The sequence below is a fragment of the Ensifer sp. EB106-03-01-XG145 genome, assembly GCF_058792075.1.
In genome coordinates this window covers 1,667,010-1,683,767 of record NZ_JBYTEC010000001.1, presented here as the reverse complement: position 1 = coordinate 1,683,767, position 16,758 = coordinate 1,667,010, and the positions used below count along the sequence as shown (strand labels likewise).

General features: G+C 60.5%; 18 protein-coding genes and 3 tRNA genes. 11 read left to right on the top strand and 10 right to left on the bottom strand.

Features of this window, described 5'->3' with window-relative positions:
• Positions 1–206 precede the first annotated feature (206 nt).
• A complete protein-coding gene (locus AC3WWH_RS08230) occupies positions 207–1,418 on the top strand; it encodes a UbiH/UbiF family hydroxylase (protein ID WP_058322450.1) in 1,212 nt (403 codons plus the stop codon).
• On the opposite strand, the gene AC3WWH_RS08225 is transcribed toward AC3WWH_RS08230, so the two are convergent.
• A complete protein-coding gene (locus AC3WWH_RS08225) occupies positions 1,386–2,348 on the bottom strand; it encodes an AEC family transporter (RefSeq protein WP_058322449.1) in 963 nt (320 codons plus the stop codon). The genes AC3WWH_RS08230 and AC3WWH_RS08225 overlap by 33 nt on opposite strands.
• Before the next feature lie 225 nt (positions 2,349–2,573).
• Positions 2,574–3,320 carry a cytochrome c biogenesis CcdA family protein gene (locus AC3WWH_RS08220; protein WP_058322497.1) on the bottom strand — a complete coding sequence of 249 codons (747 nt, stop codon included), beginning with the start codon at positions 3,318–3,320 and terminating at the stop codon, positions 2,574–2,576.
• Between the two features lie 191 nt (positions 3,321–3,511).
• Between AC3WWH_RS08220 and AC3WWH_RS08215 the strand changes: the two genes are divergently transcribed.
• Both AC3WWH_RS08215 and AC3WWH_RS08210 read left to right on the top strand, forming a co-directional pair.
• Positions 3,512–3,587 (top strand) — tRNA-Lys (locus AC3WWH_RS08215).
• A gap of 421 nt (positions 3,588–4,008) precedes the next feature.
• The gene (locus AC3WWH_RS08210; RefSeq protein ID WP_057255889.1) at positions 4,009–4,512 is read left to right on the top strand and encodes a hypothetical protein; all 504 of its coding nucleotides are present in this window, start codon (positions 4,009–4,011) and stop codon (positions 4,510–4,512) included.
• 179 nt (positions 4,513–4,691) lie between these two features.
• Here the strand turns inward: AC3WWH_RS08210 and AC3WWH_RS08205 are convergent, their stop codons facing one another.
• On the bottom strand, positions 4,692–5,021 hold the full coding sequence (locus tag AC3WWH_RS08205; protein ID WP_058322448.1) for a hypothetical protein: 330 nt from the start codon (positions 5,019–5,021) through the stop codon (positions 4,692–4,694).
• A 198-nt stretch (positions 5,022–5,219) separates the two neighbouring features.
• Between AC3WWH_RS08205 and AC3WWH_RS08200 the strand changes: the two genes are divergently transcribed.
• The 3 genes from AC3WWH_RS08200 (at position 5,220) to AC3WWH_RS08190 (ending at position 6,478) form a co-directional block, all read left to right on the top strand.
• Complete coding sequence (locus AC3WWH_RS08200) at positions 5,220–5,462, top strand: hypothetical protein (protein ID WP_058322447.1); 243 nt, start codon at positions 5,220–5,222, stop codon at positions 5,460–5,462.
• Positions 5,463–5,656: 194 nt separating this feature from the next.
• A complete protein-coding gene (locus AC3WWH_RS08195; RefSeq protein ID WP_057255883.1) occupies positions 5,657–5,911 on the top strand; it encodes a YMGG-like glycine zipper-containing protein in 255 nt (84 codons plus the stop codon).
• 303 nt (positions 5,912–6,214) lie between these two features.
• Entirely contained in the window at positions 6,215–6,478 is a 264-nt protein-coding gene (locus tag AC3WWH_RS08190; RefSeq protein WP_057255881.1) for a hypothetical protein, read from the top strand.
• A gap of 165 nt (positions 6,479–6,643) precedes the next feature.
• On the opposite strand, the gene AC3WWH_RS08185 is transcribed toward AC3WWH_RS08190, so the two are convergent.
• Positions 6,644–7,624 carry a GlxA family transcriptional regulator gene (locus tag AC3WWH_RS08185; RefSeq protein WP_057255879.1) on the bottom strand — a complete coding sequence of 327 codons (981 nt, stop codon included), beginning with the start codon at positions 7,622–7,624 and terminating at the stop codon, positions 6,644–6,646.
• A 459-nt stretch (positions 7,625–8,083) separates the two neighbouring features.
• Between AC3WWH_RS08185 and AC3WWH_RS08180 the strand changes: the two genes are divergently transcribed.
• Positions 8,084–8,896 carry an alpha/beta hydrolase gene (locus tag AC3WWH_RS08180; protein WP_057255877.1) on the top strand — a complete coding sequence of 271 codons (813 nt, stop codon included), beginning with the start codon at positions 8,084–8,086 and terminating at the stop codon, positions 8,894–8,896.
• 64 nt (positions 8,897–8,960) lie between these two features.
• Here the strand turns inward: AC3WWH_RS08180 and AC3WWH_RS08175 are convergent.
• From AC3WWH_RS08175 to AC3WWH_RS08165, 3 genes are all read right to left on the bottom strand, one after another.
• Positions 8,961–9,037: transfer RNA gene (locus tag AC3WWH_RS08175), tRNA-Arg, on the bottom strand.
• A 36-nt stretch (positions 9,038–9,073) separates the two neighbouring features.
• Positions 9,074–9,379 carry an ETC complex I subunit gene (locus AC3WWH_RS08170; RefSeq protein WP_034791376.1) on the bottom strand — a complete coding sequence of 102 codons (306 nt, stop codon included), beginning with the start codon at positions 9,377–9,379 and terminating at the stop codon, positions 9,074–9,076.
• A 252-nt stretch (positions 9,380–9,631) separates the two neighbouring features.
• Positions 9,632–9,708 (bottom strand) — tRNA-Pro (locus AC3WWH_RS08165).
• A gap of 243 nt (positions 9,709–9,951) precedes the next feature.
• Between AC3WWH_RS08165 and AC3WWH_RS08160 the strand changes: the two genes are divergently transcribed.
• Together AC3WWH_RS08160 and AC3WWH_RS08155 are read left to right on the top strand one after the other, a co-directional pair.
• Positions 9,952–11,136: a GGDEF domain-containing protein gene (locus AC3WWH_RS08160; RefSeq protein WP_057255875.1), complete on the top strand. Its 1,185-nt coding sequence runs from the start codon at positions 9,952–9,954 to the stop codon at positions 11,134–11,136.
• A gap of 486 nt (positions 11,137–11,622) precedes the next feature.
• Entirely contained in the window at positions 11,623–12,264 is a 642-nt protein-coding gene (locus AC3WWH_RS08155; RefSeq protein ID WP_058322446.1) for a DUF1062 domain-containing protein, read from the top strand.
• A 48-nt stretch (positions 12,265–12,312) separates the two neighbouring features.
• On the opposite strand, the gene AC3WWH_RS08150 is transcribed toward AC3WWH_RS08155, so the two are convergent.
• The 3 genes from AC3WWH_RS08150 to AC3WWH_RS08140 all read right to left on the bottom strand — a co-directional run bounded on the left by AC3WWH_RS08150 (position 12,313) and on the right by AC3WWH_RS08140 (position 14,202).
• The gene (locus tag AC3WWH_RS08150; RefSeq protein ID WP_057255871.1) at positions 12,313–12,960 is read right to left on the bottom strand and encodes an outer membrane protein; all 648 of its coding nucleotides are present in this window, start codon (positions 12,958–12,960) and stop codon (positions 12,313–12,315) included.
• Between the two features lie 184 nt (positions 12,961–13,144).
• On the bottom strand, positions 13,145–13,624 hold the full coding sequence (locus tag AC3WWH_RS08145; protein WP_058322445.1) for a DUF192 domain-containing protein: 480 nt from the start codon (positions 13,622–13,624) through the stop codon (positions 13,145–13,147).
• Positions 13,624–14,202, bottom strand: a complete 579-nt coding sequence (locus AC3WWH_RS08140; RefSeq protein ID WP_043623636.1) for a cold-shock protein — start codon at positions 14,200–14,202, stop codon at positions 13,624–13,626. The genes AC3WWH_RS08145 and AC3WWH_RS08140 overlap by 1 nt, the downstream gene beginning before the upstream one ends.
• A 196-nt stretch (positions 14,203–14,398) precedes the next feature.
• Between AC3WWH_RS08140 and AC3WWH_RS08135 the strand changes: the two genes are divergently transcribed.
• Entirely contained in the window at positions 14,399–14,839 is a 441-nt protein-coding gene (locus AC3WWH_RS08135; protein ID WP_058322444.1) for a VOC family protein, read from the top strand.
• Positions 14,840–15,236: 397 nt separating this feature from the next.
• Positions 15,237–16,571 (top strand): YcbK family protein, encoded by a 1,335-nt coding sequence (locus AC3WWH_RS08130; protein ID WP_057255866.1) that lies wholly within the window; start codon positions 15,237–15,239, stop codon positions 16,569–16,571.
• The last annotated feature ends 187 nt before the right edge of the window (positions 16,572–16,758 follow it).

Genomic DNA, 16,758 nt, shown 5'->3' with positions numbered 1-16,758 from the left:
CGCATTGCGCGTAATATGCACCCTTTGCAACGCATCGCCACTAAAATTCAAGCTCGGTCGCTTCCTGCAGCCCTATTGTCCTGTGGACACCTGCAAATTGCTTCTGCGCTGATTCTACCCATTTATTTCGCTCTCGCCCGCGACTAGAGGTATGATCGAGGCTCGGCCAAGACGCCTCGCAGCGCGCGTGAAAGGTTGGTTGCCTCATGGATCACTACGACATCGCCATCATCGGTGCAGGTCTCGCGGGATCGCTCGCGGCCATCGCGCTTGCTGACGCCGGTTACCGCGTCGCCCTGATCGGACCTGAACCGGCGGTCGCCGACGGACGCACCACGGCGCTGATGGACCAATCGATCGAGTATCTCAAGAACCTCAACCTGTGGGAAAAGGTCGAGCCGCTGACGGCAGCGCTCTCGACCATGCGCATACTCGACGGAACCAACCGGCTGTTGCGTGCGCCGCCGGTCAACTTCCGCGCCTCGGAAGTCGGGCTCGACGCCTTCGGTTACAACATCCCGAACGCGCCTTTCATCGACATTCTCCGCCAGCGGGCCGAAGAGAGCCCGACGCTGACGCGCATCACCACCTCCGCAATCGGCTTCGACCTTTCGGATGCTGTCGCGACGATCGAGCTCGCAAACCGCAGCCAATGCAGTGCGCATCTGCTCGTCGGCGCCGATGGTCGCCGCTCGCCGGTGCGCGAAGCGGCGAAGATCTCCGTCAGCACCTGGTCCTATCCGCAGACGGCGGTCGTTCTGAACTTTGCGCACGAACTGCCGCACCAGAACATCTCGACCGAGTTCCACACCGAAAGCGGCCCCTTCACCCAGGTTCCCCTGCCCGGCAACCGCTCCAGCCTCGTCTGGGTACGCAAACCCGACGATGCCGCACAGACGCTGACGTTGGATCTTGCTGCACTCTCCCGCGCGGTCGAGGACCGGATGCAATCGATTCTCGGCAAGGTGACGGTCGAGGGCACGCCGCAATCCTTCCCGCTTTCGGGCATGACCGCGCGGCGCTTCGGCAAGGGGCGTGTCGTGCTCCTCGGCGAGGCGGCGCACGCCTTTCCGCCGATCGGTGCCCAAGGCCTGAACCTCAGCCTGCGCGATGTGATGACGCTCGTCGATATCATCGGTACGGCCAGTGGAGAAACGCTCGCCGGCGATATCGGCGATCGTTTCGATAGCCGCCGCCGGCCGGACATCATCAGCCGCACGGCGAGCGTGGATCTGCTCAATCGCTCGCTGCTTTCCGGCTTCCTGCCGGTGCAGGCGCTACGCGCCCTCGGGCTGCACGTGCTTTCCGCCGTCGGGCCGCTCCGCAGCCTCCTGATGCGCGAAGGCGTTCATCCCGGCAGCGCGCTTCACGCCTTTAGGGATAGCCTACGGGAAAAGATCGGGCGGAAGAGCGCCTGAGCGGATCAGGTAAAGCAGGCCGGTGACGGTTGCGACCGACAGCGTCGTTGTGATCAAGATCGTCGCCGAGGCCCGCTCCTGCCATACGCCATACTGATGGCCGATGACGAAGACGTTCGTTGCCGTCGGTAGTGCTGCCAGCAGCACCGCGGTCTGCACCCAGATCGGATCATAGTTGCCCGTCAGGCTCATGGCCGCGAACATGACGAGCGGATGTAAAAGCAACTTGGCCGGGACGATGTAGCCGATCTCGACGGGAATGCGCTTGATCGGGCGCAGCGCCAGAGTCACGCCCATGGCAAAGAGCGCGCAAGGCGCTGCACACTGCGCGAGATAATCGATGAGCCGCTGAACCGGCACCGGCGGCTGCACCGCGAAGAAGGCGGCGACGACGCCAGCGAGCGTCGCAAGGATGAACGGGTGCAGGATGATCTTGCGCGCGACACTTGCGGCAAGCACCAGCGGTTTTTCCTGTCGGCCGCCTGATATCGCCATCATCGCCGGCGCGACGGCGAAATGGGCTGCATTCTCGAAGCTGAAGATCAGCGCAACCGGCACAGCGGCCGCATCACCCAAAGCAAGAAGCGCTAGGCCGGGGCCCATGTAGCCAATGTTGCCATAGGCGGCCCCAAAGCCCTGGATCGTCGCCTCGGCAATGGAGTTGCGCCTGATATAGACGCCGATGAGAAAGATCAGCGAGAACACGATATAAGTCGCCCCGACCGTCGTCAGGATGAAGTCGGCGCGCGCCAGCTGCTCGATCGGCGTGCGTGAGACGAGCTTGAAGAACAGTGCCGGCAGAGCGAGATAGATGATGAAGGTGTTGAGCCACCCCATTGCCTCGCCCGGATGCTGGACGAAACGCGCCGTCAGATAGCCGAGAAAGATCAGGCCGAAGAACGGCATCACCAAGCCCGCGATTTCCGTCATCTTTCCCCCCGCATCTTTCACTTCCCCGCGCCGGCACCTCAGCGCCGCGCGTCTTACCAGACGCGCAAAGGTCTCTGTAGCACTTTGAATTGCTGCATGTTTTTGTCCTTTAGTCGGGTACGATTAAAGGAAACATGCAGTAGCCTTCGCACGCCTAGCCCATGAACCGGCCTGACGATTAGGCCGGCCCTTAGGAAAAGTGATTCCGAAATACGAGGGTATGCCCTAGCCGATTTTCATCAGGATCGGGAAGGTCGTCTGGAACCAGATGGCGACGGAACTGATGAAACCGAAGAGGAAAGCGAGGCCCGCCAGCACCAGCAGGCCGCCCATCAGCTTCTCGACCAGGCCGAGATGACGGCGGAAGCGCAACATGAAGCGCATGAAGGCGCCAGAGAAGCCAGCCGCGATCCAGAACGGAATGGCAAGTCCGAGCGAATATACGGCCAGCAGCATGGCGCCGTCAGACACGGTGTCGCGCGCGGCGGCAACGCCGAGGATCGTGCCGAGCACCGGACCGATGCAGGGTGTCCAGCCGAAGGCGAAGGCTAGCCCCATGATATAGGCGCCGGAGAGCGTCGCCGGCTTGCCGCCGCCCTGGAAGCGTGCCTCGCGCGCCAGCAGCCCGATCTTGAACACGCCGAGGAAATGCAGGCCCATGATGATGATGATCACGCCGCCGATGCGCGACAGGAGATCCATATGCTGCCTGAGCAGCATGCCGATCGACGAGGCCCCTGCCCCAAGGGCCACAAAGACAGTTGCGAACCCGAGCGTGAACAACAGCGCCGCCGGCAGGACCGCACGCCGGGTGCTTCCGACCGTCGCCGCATCGCCGCTACGAAACTGGTCGACCGAAACGCCCGCCATGTAACAAAGATAGGGCGGCACGAGTGGCAGAACACAAGGGGAAAGGAACGAGAGGGCGCCGGCAAGAATGGCGGTCCAGATGGAAATATCGGCGATCGACAACGGCAAGAACTCCGGCATGCGGCATTTGGGCCATTCCTTAGCCGCAGGATCATGATGATACCAATCACCTTTTGGCGATCATTGCGCCATGCACCGTTTCTTCACAAAAGCCGCAATTTTTCGGTTGACCGACAGGAAACACGCGTGCATATGTCCGCCCACTTCCGCCGGGCTTCACAGCCGCGGCCAGGGAGCGCGTAGCTCAGCCGGTAGAGCAACTGACTTTTAATCAGTAGGTCCAGGGTTCGAATCCCTGCGCGCTCACCAACGAATTCAAGGGGTTATGGCCATTCCTAGCCCTTTTTCATGCGCCCCAGCAGTAACATGCTTTCCCTTATTCTCCGGGCTTTTTCAGGCGCTTCCCGCCCTTCCCGGTATCAAAATGGTCTCACGAAAACATGAGGGCGGAACGCCTTCAGAGCCGTAGGCTCCAGAGACCCTTGCATGCGCCCGGAAGTTGCCACTTGGATGTGGCGCGGCGGCGGCTTTGGCACACATTTGCACTAGCTTTGTCACAACGAGAAATCCGCAGCGCGCCTTTTTGGCGACGGTCACCCCGAGGCCCGCAACTTCCGTCTAGTTGCATTGCCGCAGTGTCGGCTCATAATCGCCCCATCGCCGGGCGTAGATGAGGGCCTCGGCGGCTGGAAGATCATCACGCTTTCGCCCCAGTATAGGAGGTCGCGCGATGTCTCCGACGACCAATTCGAAGATGCTTCTCCCCCACGAAATCGACCAGATAGACCAGATTTTTAAGGACGTCCTGCGTGGGCTCGGCCTGTCGCGGAATAGTGAGGCCGCAGAGGCGATCGCAAGCCGCATTATCAATTGCTACCAAGGCGGCGTTCGTGAGAGCGGCGCTCTGAAACACATGATCGGATTCTACAAATCCGCTGCGTTGGATCCGAACGCGGACACTCTTCGGCAGGGCAACCAAGAGGTCTCGATGGAGGAGATTGCGGGAGGCCTAAACAGCCGGATCACCCCGGACGAACTAGACATGCTTCAACGGACGTTCGACCGGGTGTGCATCTGGTGCAGTATCCCGCGTCATGGAAAACGCGCCGATTTACTGGCCCGGTACATCACCGATCAATTCCGCGAGGGACTGAGCGACGAGGCTGCGCTGTTCGGCGACGCCATGTGGCGGGAGCAGAATTCCGACGCCGCTCGATATCGCCCGGATGCCTAGCTCTGTTTCGGGATATCACACTGGACTTAAGTTCAAGATCACCAGCAGGCTATCTGATCTGCAATAATGTGAGGCGCGTTGGCAGCCTACATTGTGCACTCTCGCCACTATGAGGGGGTCATGCCCGAGCGCAAGCCGACGACCTCATCGACCTGCTGAATGTCCTCACGCGATTTCCGCTAGAAATCGAAATAGACCGTAACGCCGGATCGACGCTGGTAGCGGTAATAGTCGCGGTAGCCATAGTAGCCGCGGTCACGGTATCCACCATAGTAACCGTAATGGCGGGGGTAGCACCTGCCATAGTAACCGCAGGCGTACCGCCTATCCCACCGACGATCCCACCGGCGATCAGCGCGCCAATGACGGTGACTCCGGTGCTTAACCAGGTCGACGGTGTCCGTCTGCACTTGGACGGGCTTCGGCACGAAAATCGGAGCGGCGCTTAGCGGCAGCGCGAAAGACGCAGCCAAGCCAATCGCTGCGAAGGCGGATAAGAGCTTTTTCATCGTAACTCCTCCTATCTGGCGATTACTGTGGGCCGATCAGCCTGAACCTCCGATGAACAATGGACCCCGCACGGGCTGAGTGGCCTCGCACCATCGGAGCCGTCCACGCGAGCGCTATGGCGGCGGCGCAGGCGTGCAGTTCCGGAACTTCCTGTCGAATCGACAGTTCCTTCCCTGACCACCACAAGGAGAAACATCGTGGCGAAAGATCTGAAAGCGGGCTTCACCGGAAAACCCATCGAACCACCTACAGGCGCCCGCAAGGTCGCAAAGACAGCCGCCGACGCCGTGAGCCGTGAGGCAAACGCCGCGGCGGTCGGGGTCGCAGATCACCCGTACGCTGCAGCCGGACTAACGCTTGCCGTCGGCTTGCTTGCGTTTGCGATTGGCTACGTCATGGGCCGATCGTCAGTCGACAGCGGGCAAAGCTACTGGCGATAGTTGCCCCTGCGCTTAGCCGGTTGGTGGACCGCCGGCTGTGGGCCTCGAGCGAGCAATGCCTGACCGTCAGAGATTCCTTGCTCCCGGCAAAACACCACTATCGACAATTGCGCGCGTTGCGTAGATGCTTAAGCTCGCGCTGAGGATGCAGATTGGTGAACTCCCAGGTTGATTTGTAGCAAAGGGGTGAAAGCATGAAAAAGCTTATCATTGCGATTGGAATGATTGGTACGCTTGCGTCCTGCACGCAGACCGAGAAAGGGACGGCTATCGGCGCTGGCACCGGCGCCATCATCGGGGGCGCTGTGAGCGATAGCTGGGGCGGTGCGGCAATCGGCGCTGTCGCCGGCGGCGTCATAGGCAACCTGATCGGTCGTTCGCAAGAGCGCGCCGGCTATTGCATCTATCGTGATCGCTACGGTCGGCGATACGAAGCACGCTGCCGATAACAGCAACATTCGGAGCGGACGGGGTGTCAATTTCGACGCTCCGTAGCTTCGAACCTGGCCAGGGGGGCCTTCCCATCGCCAACAACCTGGCCGCCACGCGTAACTGGCATGGGGCGGTCGGGCCGTGTTTTGGATGGGGCCAAGCCGGCAGTAGCTTCTCGGTGCCATCGACAAGCCGCCATCGGGACGGGACATCCCGCTAAGTACAAGATGACGGTGACGGCTGGCATCGCTGCACGCCGGAGCAACGATAACTGCCGAACAGCATGAGACGTCCTTTATCAAGCGTGTTAGACTGTGGAAATGACTGACGAAGAGCAGACGTACGAGTATTCAGAATTTTCCGGCCAGTTCAGTGACGACGGCGTCGTCGTCGAATTGCGCATTTATCGGCCAGCGGGCTCGAATCTCGATTGGGTCCTCGAGGTTATCGATGAGGAAGGTTTTTCCACCACGTGGGAGGAACCTTTCCCCACCGATCGCGAAGCCTTTGAGGAGTTCATTGCGACCGTGCGGCGAGACGGCATCCAGGCGTTTACCGACGAACCGCCGCAGACGGTCCACTGACCCCTAGTCCTGATCTGAATATCTGAGATGTCTACAGCGCCGCGCGTCTTATCAGACGCGCAAAGGTCGCTGTAGCACTTTGAATTGCTGCATTTTTTTTGTCCTTTAATCGGGTACGATTAAAGGACAAAAACATGCAGCAGGCGCGTTTGGCCTTTGCCAACGCTAAGCCGCAGCCGCTCGCCGCGCCAGCCGCATCTTCAGTGGGCTCATGCCGTATTCGCGGCTATAGGCACGCGAGAAAGCCGACAGGCTGTCGAAGCCGCAGCGGAGTGCAATCTCGCGAATCGGGCTGCCAGAATCGCGAACCAGACGGTGTGCGACCTGAAGGCGAAGGCGCAGATAGTAGGCGCCGGGACTGGTCGACAGTCCCCGCGCAAAAAGTAACTCCAGCTTGCGCTGCGAAATCGACAGCCGCTTCGTTAAAGCCGCGATCGTCAACGGACGCTCAAGGGTGCGCTCCATCAGCCGAATCGCCTCGGCGAGCTCCGGGTCGCGCGTCTCGATGCGCCCAAGCGAAACGAATGGCTGAACGTCGGTCGCGTTGTGCGTTTGGTCGTAGACGAAGATGCTGGCGACATCGAGTGCCAGCGCCGAACCCAATCTCTGCGTGATCCAGTGCAGCATCATGTCGAAGGTCGGCGATGCGCCGCCCGATGTCCAGAACTTGCCGTCGGCGACGAAGCGGTCGCCAAGCACGGTCAAGGCCGGAAAAGCCTGGCTGAAATCTTCGAGCTCTTCCCAGTGGGCGGTCGCCCGCCGGCCATTGAGCAAGCCGGTTCGCCCGAGCAGCCAACAGCCTGACTCGATGCCGGCGACGATGTCGAAATGCCGGGAGGACTCCTGCAGGATCCCGATGAATTTTTTTCCCACATGCCGGTCGAGATTGAAACCGCCAATCACCAGCAGCGCGTCGCCGGCGAGCGGCTGGGCAAAGGTGCCATCGACCACGATCGGCACGCCGCAGGTCAACGTCACCGCCTTTCCATCCGCCGAGAGCAACCGCCAGCGAAATACATCGCGACCGCAGATGCGGTTGGCAGCGCGCATTGGATCCAGCACCGAGGCGAGCGACATGATCGACGACTCCGGCAGGATGACAACAGAAACTTCGATCACAGATTGTGGGCGTCCATCGGAGGGCATGCGGGAAATGTCAATTTTTGAGCGATAAATGTCAATTCCGGAAATGGCGTTCGGGCATTATCAGTCCGTATCGATCTCCCTACGCGCGGCGCTGCAGCCCCGCGCAGAGACGTTCCCCTTTCCGCCTTTTGCCGGAACGGGCCGGTTGGAGCCATCCACCGGCCCGTTTTTTTATGTGTCATCACAAGAGGAAGGGCCGCAGGCGGCCGTCACAGACATTGTCGACCAGGCTCACCTGGTCCAGTCTTCGTGCGGACGTCGAGGATCGGCACGGCGTGAGCAAAATACAGACCAATTACAACTTCTACCGGATGTTAGCGAACATATCCGCCACTGGCTCCGGACGTTTCGCACCATCCGCTGACACTGCAGTACTCAGCATCAATATTTTCGGATATTTCGATCGATGTCGTTTTTTTTGACGGAGACTCTTCTCTCCCTGTAGCTGGATGTGGCGTCATGAGCATCACAAGATTTCTACTCATCTTGCCGCTGGTGGCGGTGCTGACCTATCTCGTTCTTCTCGGCCTCATCTATTTTTCGCAGCGCACCCTTCTCTATCCCGGTGCCGACGCCACTGCCGCACCGAACCCAGCGAGTTGGGGTGAGAACGTCTCCGTCAAAACACCGGATGGTGAGACGCTGCACGGGCTTTATAGTCACGGTAAGCCCGACAAACCCGGTGTGCTGCTCTTTTTCGGGAATGGAGATCGAACAGACAACTATGGGTTTCTCGCACAGGCATTGGCTGCGCGGGACATTGGATTGCTTGCGATTTCCTATCGCGGCTATCCGGGATCGACCGGCTCACCAAGCGAGGACGGCTTGCTGACCGACGGCATCGCGGCGTTCGACTGGCTGGCGCATCGCAACAAAGGGGGCATCGTCGTGCTCGGCCGCTCGCTCGGCACCGGCGTCGCCGTGAACACGGCGGCACAAAGGCCAGTCTCCGGCGTGATCCTTATCTCCCCATATCTGTCGGTTCTGTCGGCCGCCGAAGCGCGCTATCCGTTCCTGCCGGTCGCGCTTCTCATCAAGGATCCCTTCCGCTCCGACCTCAAAATAACGACGGTGAAGCAACCAAAGCTTTTCATTCACGGGCGGTTGGACGACAGCATTCCCCTGTCGTCGGGCGAGGCGCTCTATCGCATTGCGCCTGAACCCAAGCAGATGCAGATCGACGAGCGCGCCGGCCACAACGACATCTGGAACGACAATACGGTAAGCGAGGTTATCCACTTCGTGGAGGCGCTGAAGCGGAACGCCACATAGGCCGCCCTGCGCACCTCGTGACAGGATCCACAAATTCTATCGAAGAAACAGATCGTTAGAAACTTGGCGACCCCTGCAGGATTCGAACCTGCGACAACCTGCTTAGAAGGCAGGTGCTCTATCCAACTGAGCTAAGGGGCCGTCCCGGGCTTCGCCCGTCGAATGCGACCGGAGGACTTAGTGGGTCCAGGGCTGCATCCGGTTGAAACGGAAGTTGTCCGGATAGGACACGCTCTTGCGCGTCGCTTCCTTCGGCGCGATCACGCGGTATTCGATGCCGTTGCGCTCCGCATAAGCGATGGCCTGCTCGGCGTTTTCGAAGGTCAGCCGCAGCTGCTGCTTCATGTCGCCGGAGCTGGTGTAGCCCATGATCGGGTCGATCGTGCGCGGCTTTTCCTGATCAAACTCCAGCACCCACAGATTCGTCTTGGCCTTGCCAGACTGCATGGCGGTCTTTGCTGGACGATAGATCTTTGCGGACATGGTTTCGAACGGCTCCATACTTTCGCTGGCAACATTCACGGGCGCCAGCATTCCGTCATCCCATAACGCAGATTGATTTAAAACGGAATGACTTTTGGCCGGATAAATTCGGCTTTTCGGCTAGACGACCGCGCGGGATACAGGTTCCGCTGACACGGCCCTGCAGTCGCCGTTCAACAAGTGCCCAAAAGGCAATATCTGACGAAGTGAAAAGACGCAGGGAGATCAGGAACGCCACCTTCGGCGTTACGATGGTCGGAGTGGAGAGATTCGAACTCCCGACCCTCTGGTCCCAAACCAGATGCGCTACCAGACTGCGCTACACTCCGTGCCAACGGCGCCGGAGATACACGCTTCGCCCTTGGGCTGCAACATGTAATTTCGTTGACGTCCACACTGATGAAACCTGCATTCGTCCCACCCACAGTCCGTGGCAGGCAGAAATGTCCCGAAATGGGACAAAAGTGTCGGTCTGTCATTCGAGTTTAGTAATCGCTAAATCCATTGCGGCTAGAGCCAAGGGTGCACAACTGCACCGCGCCAGCCTCCCAAGCCCGCCCGAGCATCATTCCATGAACACCCAACTCGATCTCACCACCGTTCTGCTGCTTCACAAATCGTCGTTCCTCGTCGGCGCGTTCTGCTTTCTTTATGCCCGCTGGCAATCGCCGCGGGATGAAGGTCTCGGAATTCTCGCGAGCGGCTTCTTCTTCCTAGCTCTTGCGTCGACGCTCGCCGGCTACGGCGAACAGCAGCTGCTGCCGGCCTATCTGTGGACGCTTTCGAGCTTCACGCTCGGGATCGGCGGTTATGCGCTGTTCTGGATCGGTGTGCGCCGCTTGAGCGCTGGCCGGCGACGCAAGGCGGACTGGCTGGCACTTTCGATACCGGCCGCGGGCGCAGCAATCGGTCTTGCCACGCATTTCCATGTGGTCAACTACATCCGCGCCAGTGTGTTCAATGCCACCGCCTTTGCATTTCTGGCGGCCGCCGCCCTCGCCGTCATCGCCGATCGCAACAGGGAGCCGCTGCCGGTACGCGCGCTGTTTGCGGCGGCCATGACCGTCGGTGCCAGCCTCTGCCTTGCCGTGGTGATCGGTCTTGTGAAGCCGGGCGTCATACCGATCACCACCACCTACGCCTTTTTCCTCTCGATCATATGCCACTTCGCGATCGCCCTTTTTGCGCTCGTCCTCGTCAAGGAGAGGGCCGAAGCCGAGCTCAGGTGTTCAGCCGACACCGATGCCTTGACCGGCGCGCGCAACCGACGCTGGTTTCTCACGCAACTGCCTGGATCAAACTGGCATGGCGACTGCCTCATCGTCATGGATCTGGACTTCTTCAAGCGCATCAACGATCGCTATGGCCACCAAGCCGGCGACCAGGCGCTGATCGCCTTTGCCGATCTGATGAGGAAGAACCTCAGAAAGGGCGATTGCTTCGCCCGCCTTGGCGGGGAAGAGTTCGGCCTCTACCTGCCGCAGACCAGCGAAACGCAGGCGCTTTTCATCGCCGAGCGCCTGCGTCGCGCCGTCGAAGAACTCGTGGTGATCGGCAACGAGCAACACATAGCGCTCAGTGTCAGCATGGGCCTCGCAGCCGGCGGCAACGAAGGGTCGTGGGAGGACTTGTTCAACAGGGCAGACGCGGCGCTCTATGAAGCCAAGCGCGGCGGTCGCAACCGCGTCACGTCATTTTCCTCAGTGACTGCTCCTGCTTCAACGTCAATGGAGCTGAGTTTCGGCCGCGTCGGCTGAGGAAGAACGGCTACGCCGTCCAAAAAAGAAGCGGCCGTCCCAATGCAGAGGCCGCTCCAGATTGGAGGTGTAATGCCTCATACTACTCCTATTGAGCGAAATTGCCTGTGGCCAAATTTCACCTATTCCGAGCAAAAAGCCACCATGGCGCGTAGGCATGTCAACTCCGCACTTTGCGCGGCACACGCCGCGGTGTAGAACGGGCACGCAGCCACAATCGCGCTCTCCTGGAGTCTCGCTTTGCCTTTGTAAAATCCGGTCTCGCTAGTTTCACCCCGTACGCCCGATAGCGCCCGACGCTACCGGTATGATATTTCATGCGTTCGTTGAGGTGACGGTTCGAGACCGGAATGGCATTGCCGATCTCAAGCCCGGTGCAACACCACCAGGCGGAACCATCACCTACAAACGCTGCCAGACCGCGTCCCCGGAACGGGTACTCAAACCGTCGTCTCGATGGACTTCCTATTGGAAGAACCAGACGACATGTCTCACACATTGACGGTCCTGTGGACCATTGAACCACACGCCGCGCCGCGCCCCTGGCTCGCCTGCAGCCGTTGCCGCGGCGCGCGCCCATTCGAATGCAGCGGCAAGACGCGGCTGAACGCCAACGGCCGGCGGCTGGATGCCTGGCTGATCTATCGCTGCGCCGACTGCGACGACACCTGGAATCGCCCGATCTTCGAGCGGCAGTATGTCCGCGACATCGCACCTGAAACGCTCGATGCGCTTCAGAACAACGACCCGCGCTGGATTCGCCGGGTCTCGTTCGACGTCGAGGGCCTTCGGCGAAGCACCGACAGGATCGAAGAATTCGCCGCTTGCCATGTGACAAGGCGCGTCGTCGCTCGACCGCGGGACGTCTGTACCCATCTTGAGATCGTCCTTGAGGTGCCGTTGGCAGTCAGTATGCGGGCGGATCGCCTGCTGTCGGCGGAACTCGGCCTGTCGCGCAACAGGCTCGTCCGGCTTGAGGAAGCAGGACGGCTGACGCTGCTGTCCGGCTCACGCAAGGCGTTGCAACGGCCCATCCGGGACGGTCTCCGCGTGGCTCTCGATCTCTCGGACGAAGGCGATCGAGGCGAAATTGCCGATCGCGCAGGGGGAATATTGCAGCCTGCATGAACGAATCAAGGAAGCGGCGGCCAGATGCTGGCGCTGCCTGCGCATTGGTCAGAATTTTACACCGACGCCGATGGTGAACTGCTGCTGATCGAGATCGACGTTGACGCCGCCGATGTCCTTGTCGCCATAGTCGTTGTAGCGATACTCGGCGCGCCCGAAGACGTTGTCGGTGAACGAATAATCCACACCGGCGCCGATCGTCCAACCGTTGAAGGTCTCTTTCTCCTTCGAGGCTCCGGGCACATCGACGAAGCCGCGGGTGACCGCCCAGCCTCCTGCCCCGTAAAGCAGCGCTTTGTCGTTCAGCACATAGCCGACGCGTCCGCGTATCGCGCCGGAGACATCGGTGCCGACTTCGGCGGAGGTTCCGCCAACATCGACGCTCTTGTCATTCCAGTTGTAGTTGACATCGCCCTCGATGCCGTAGACCCAATCACCCTGCTGATAGTTGAAACCGGCAAAGGCACCGAGCAAGCCGCCGTTGAAATCTTCTGAACCGCTGCCGCCGGGCGCGCTGAAATCGCCATTCAGCCAGCCGCCACCGCCCTGAAGGCCGACATACCCGCCGGTCCATACGAAAACGGGCGGCGTTTCGACAACCGGCGCCGGCTCCAGCGCCGGCGTCAGGTCTGCCGCCATCGTGTTTTGCGCGAACGCAGCGGCCGCCACGATCGCAACAACCACACTCCGGACCATCACAGATGCCTCCTGTCGTCTTCGGCAGAATATTAGCAACTTATTAAGTTGAAGTCTGCCCAAAAGGCTTTGCAGTCGTCATCGAAAGGATCGATTCGTCTCGATACAGGTGATTTAGGCGCTGATGCCCAAACTACAAGGCCAACGGATGCCAGCTGTCGATTTGTGATCATCTCCCCCGGGATCATCGCCCCGGGATTCGAGCGCCTTCAAGACGGTCTCCGGCCCGAATAGCAAGGCGTTTGACAGTGCCGGCATTGAGCTCGAGAACGAAGGCGACCGGCTCGCCGGAATCAATGATCGCTTCGGAAAATGGGACGGCGCCCTGGTGGATCGTCCGCACCACGCCCTTGTTGTCGATGAACAGCATGTCCAGCGGCAGATAGGTGTTCTTCATCCACATCATCACGCGGCGGGTTTCACCGAAATCGAACAACATGCCGTGATCCGGCGCCATCGACCGGCGGAACATCAGTCCCTGCTCACGCTGGTCGGGATCGACGGCAAGCTCGACGGTCAGTTCGTGCACCTTCCTGTCGGCGGTCACGAGCCGCATCTTGTCCGTGGTGAACTCAACCTCCGCCAAAGCCGCAGCGGCAAAGGCGAACAACAAAAAAAGCGCCACCAGGGCGCTTTTTCCGGAAAGATCTCGTACCGCGAGCATCAGTGCGACCGGCTCGTCGGCGACGGGCCGTCCGGATGGATCTCGGCGGCCATCAGGCCCTTTTCGCCATCGCCGAAGCGCACCAGGACAACCTGTCCCGGACGAAGCTCCGTGAGGCCGAAGCGCCGCAGGGTCTCCATATGAACGAAGATGTCCTCGGTCCCCTCGCCGCGCGTCAGGAAGCCGAAGCCCTTGGTGCGGTTGAACCACTTGACCAGGACCCGTTCGAGGCCGCTGGTCGGCGTCACCTGCACATGGGTGCGCACCGGCGGAAGCTGAGACGGATGTACGGCGGTCGACTGATCCATCGACAGGATGCGGAACGCCTGGTAGCCGCGATCGCGCTTCTGGATGAGAGCCACGACGCGCGCGCCCTCGAGAACCGTCTGGTAACCGTCGCGCCTCAGGCAGGTCACGTGGACCAGCACGTCCTGCATGCCGTTGTCAGGCACGATGAACCCGAAGCCCTTGGCGACGTCGAACCATTTGATCACGCCCGTGATTTCGATGAGGTCGAGAGCGTCACTGCCAAAGTCGTCACCATGCATGACGTCTTTTGAAGATGTCCTATCCGCCATTCTCTCCCAGCCCCTCGTTTACGCGCGACTACCGATACGGTTAACTGATTCTTATTGACCAGAATAACATCGTCCCGCCGCGGATACGCAAGACCCTCGGCATATTTTGGCCGAGATCTAATATGCGGACGCAGCCTTGCCTCTGGCTTGCTGGCGGCTCAGTATACGCCATCTTCTGCAAAACAGGGACATTGCAATGCGCTATCTGCACACGATGGTTCGCGTCAAGAATTTGGACGAGGCCTTGAACTTCTACTGCACGCTTTTCGGCCTGACCGAAATCCGCCGTTACGAGAACGAGAAAGGCCGCTTCACGCTCGTTTTCCTCGCGGCCCCCGGCGACATCGATCGCGCACGCGGAGAACTCTCACCCTGCCTCGAACTCACCTACAACTGGGATACGGAAGATTACACCGGCGGGCGCAATTTCGGTCACCTCGCCTATGAGGTCGACGATATCTACGGCTTCTGCCAGCATCTGATGGACAATGGCGTGACCATCAACCGCCCGCCGCGCGATGGCCATATGGCCTTCGTACGTTCCCCAGAGGGCATTTCGATCGAAATCCTGCAGAAGGGCGAGAACCGTCCGGCGCAGGAGCCCTGGGCTTCGATGGCCAATACCGGCGCATGGTAAGCCCCGCGCAATTCTGACTGGCGAGGATGCCCCTATGTGGCCGGTCATACCGGCTGGCATGGCCGAGTCGCCGATCAGCAGCAGCAATGAATGATCCAAGGCCCGGTCGATCCGGGCCTTTGCATGTGTGCAACATGCGGGCTCAAGGTTAGCGCCGGTTTACAAATCGCGTGTCGTTGAGTATTTTTTCGCGCGAAACGTTGATGCCGGGTCCTATCCGCGATGTCTCGTGGCGGCGACCCCCTTTGTACTTGGCCTGATCTTTTCCCGTGGCGTTCTTTCGGACCGCCGCGAGAAACATGAGTTTGTTTGTTCTGAGCGATGTTTCGGAACTGAGACTTAATGCACGACAAGGCGAAGGTTTCGCCCGTCATGCACGGAGAGCGGGGATAGGACGTTGCAACATCCGGATACGAAGGGCGCAGTGCTCGCTGCCATTGCGCGGGCGGCAGCTTTATCCGTCTCACTCCTGGCACTCAGCGGCTGCGTGTCGGCCGTTGCCGACAACGACGTCACCGCCGGGCTGGGCCTTGAGGGACAGACAGCGGCCCAGGCGGCCGAATCGGCCGAGCAAGGCACGGTCCGGGATGCGCAGGTGGCCGCGCTCGGCAGCGATCCGCAGGCGCAACAGACCGCCACCACGCAGGATTCCGGGCAAGCCCAGTCCCTGACGATGCAGAACACAGGCCTGCGTGCCGCTTCTTCCAGCATCTACGGACAGGCAGCGGCGACGCAGGGCATGCCGAATACCCAGCCGCAGGCCAATGGAACTGTGCCGTTGCCGGCGGGCCAGCCCGCCATGAACGCAACCACCAACAGCTTGTTCAGCGGCACCCAGCGACAGCCTCAGCCCATCATGACGCCGCAACAGGGTGCCGCGAACGAGGCCACCGCTGCGCCGGCAGACACGGCGGTCGCAGCCTACGCTCCCGCTCCGGCGCCGGACGCCCTTCCCGCAGCCGTCCCCGTACCGCTCAGCGCCGAGGCGGCCGCCGGCGGCGAAAAATCGGCTGCACCTCAGGCCGTGGCCAATGCAGAGGTTGCGCCAGCCGCGGCTGAAGTGGCGATCGCGGAACCGATGCAGGCGACCGCGGAGGCAAAGGAAAGCGACGGCGACAAGGAAGCGCCGAAAACCTGGACACTCGCAACGCTCTTTGCCGGGAAACGCAAGGAAAAACAGCAGGAAGCACTGCGCGCCGCGCAACCAGCGGAAAAAAAGACGATTACCACCAGCAACGCGAGCCGGCCGCAGACGGCCTCCCTCGCCTACACGCTTCCGGGCGTCAAGCTGACTTCGCTCTATAATTTCGAGCACGAGGAACATCTCGGCGACGACGACGATGGCGCGCCGGTTCAGGTCGCATCCCTGTCGGGCCTGGCACGGCTGGCCCCGAGCGGGTTGATCCTGCAGACCGAGAAGGTTGATGCCGGCTGCTTCAAGCCTGAGCTCATGCAGATGCTGAAGAAGGTGGAAACGCATTACGGCAAGCAGGTGATGGTGACCTCCGGCCTCAGGCCGATCAAGGTCAACCGGGCGAAGCAGTCGCTGCATACCCGCTGCGAGGCAGCAGACATCCAGGTCCAAGGCGTCAGCAAGTGGGATCTTGCCGAATTCCTGCGCAGCGTTCCCGGTCGCGGCGGCGTCGGCACCTATTGCCATACGGAGTCGGTCCATATCGACATCGGCGCTCAGCGAGATTGGAACTGGCGCTGCCGGCGCGGCAAGGGCTGAAGCCAACCGCTTGTTTCCATGGATTATTCCAAGGAATCTACCCTTCGGCTCGCGACTGTGGAATTTTTACAGAAATATGAAGATTGCCGCTTGCGGTTCTCAAATCCTCTGGCTATAAGGCGCCCACACAGCGAGTGCGCCCTTCGTCTATCGGTTAGGACACCAGATTTTCATTCTGGGAAGAGGG

Excerpts from the sequence above, each read along its gene's own strand:
- AC3WWH_RS08230 (WP_058322450.1), top strand. The coding sequence starts at position 207 with ATGGATCACTACGACATCGCCATCATCGGTGCAGGTCTCGCGGGATCG.
- AC3WWH_RS08225 (WP_058322449.1), bottom strand. The coding sequence starts at position 2,348 with ATGACGGAAATCGCGGGCTTGGTGATGCCGTTCTTCGGCCTGATCTTT.
- AC3WWH_RS08210 (WP_057255889.1), top strand. The coding sequence starts at position 4,009 with ATGTCTCCGACGACCAATTCGAAGATGCTTCTCCCCCACGAAATCGAC.
- AC3WWH_RS08205 (WP_058322448.1), bottom strand. The coding sequence starts at position 5,021 with ATGAAAAAGCTCTTATCCGCCTTCGCAGCGATTGGCTTGGCTGCGTCT.
- AC3WWH_RS08195 (WP_057255883.1), top strand. The coding sequence starts at position 5,657 with ATGAAAAAGCTTATCATTGCGATTGGAATGATTGGTACGCTTGCGTCC.
- AC3WWH_RS08190 (WP_057255881.1), top strand. The coding sequence starts at position 6,215 with ATGACTGACGAAGAGCAGACGTACGAGTATTCAGAATTTTCCGGCCAG.
- AC3WWH_RS08185 (WP_057255879.1), bottom strand. The coding sequence starts at position 7,624 with ATGCCCTCCGATGGACGCCCACAATCTGTGATCGAAGTTTCTGTTGTC.
- AC3WWH_RS08180 (WP_057255877.1), top strand. The coding sequence starts at position 8,084 with ATGAGCATCACAAGATTTCTACTCATCTTGCCGCTGGTGGCGGTGCTG.
- AC3WWH_RS08170 (WP_034791376.1), bottom strand. The coding sequence starts at position 9,379 with ATGTCCGCAAAGATCTATCGTCCAGCAAAGACCGCCATGCAGTCTGGC.
- AC3WWH_RS08160 (WP_057255875.1), top strand. The coding sequence starts at position 9,952 with ATGAACACCCAACTCGATCTCACCACCGTTCTGCTGCTTCACAAATCG.
- AC3WWH_RS08155 (WP_058322446.1), top strand. The coding sequence starts at position 11,623 with ATGTCTCACACATTGACGGTCCTGTGGACCATTGAACCACACGCCGCG.
- AC3WWH_RS08150 (WP_057255871.1), bottom strand. The coding sequence starts at position 12,960 with ATGGTCCGGAGTGTGGTTGTTGCGATCGTGGCGGCCGCTGCGTTCGCG.
- AC3WWH_RS08145 (WP_058322445.1), bottom strand. The coding sequence starts at position 13,624 with ATGCTCGCGGTACGAGATCTTTCCGGAAAAAGCGCCCTGGTGGCGCTT.
- AC3WWH_RS08140 (WP_043623636.1), bottom strand. The coding sequence starts at position 14,202 with ATGGCGGATAGGACATCTTCAAAAGACGTCATGCATGGTGACGACTTT.
- AC3WWH_RS08135 (WP_058322444.1), top strand. The coding sequence starts at position 14,399 with ATGCGCTATCTGCACACGATGGTTCGCGTCAAGAATTTGGACGAGGCC.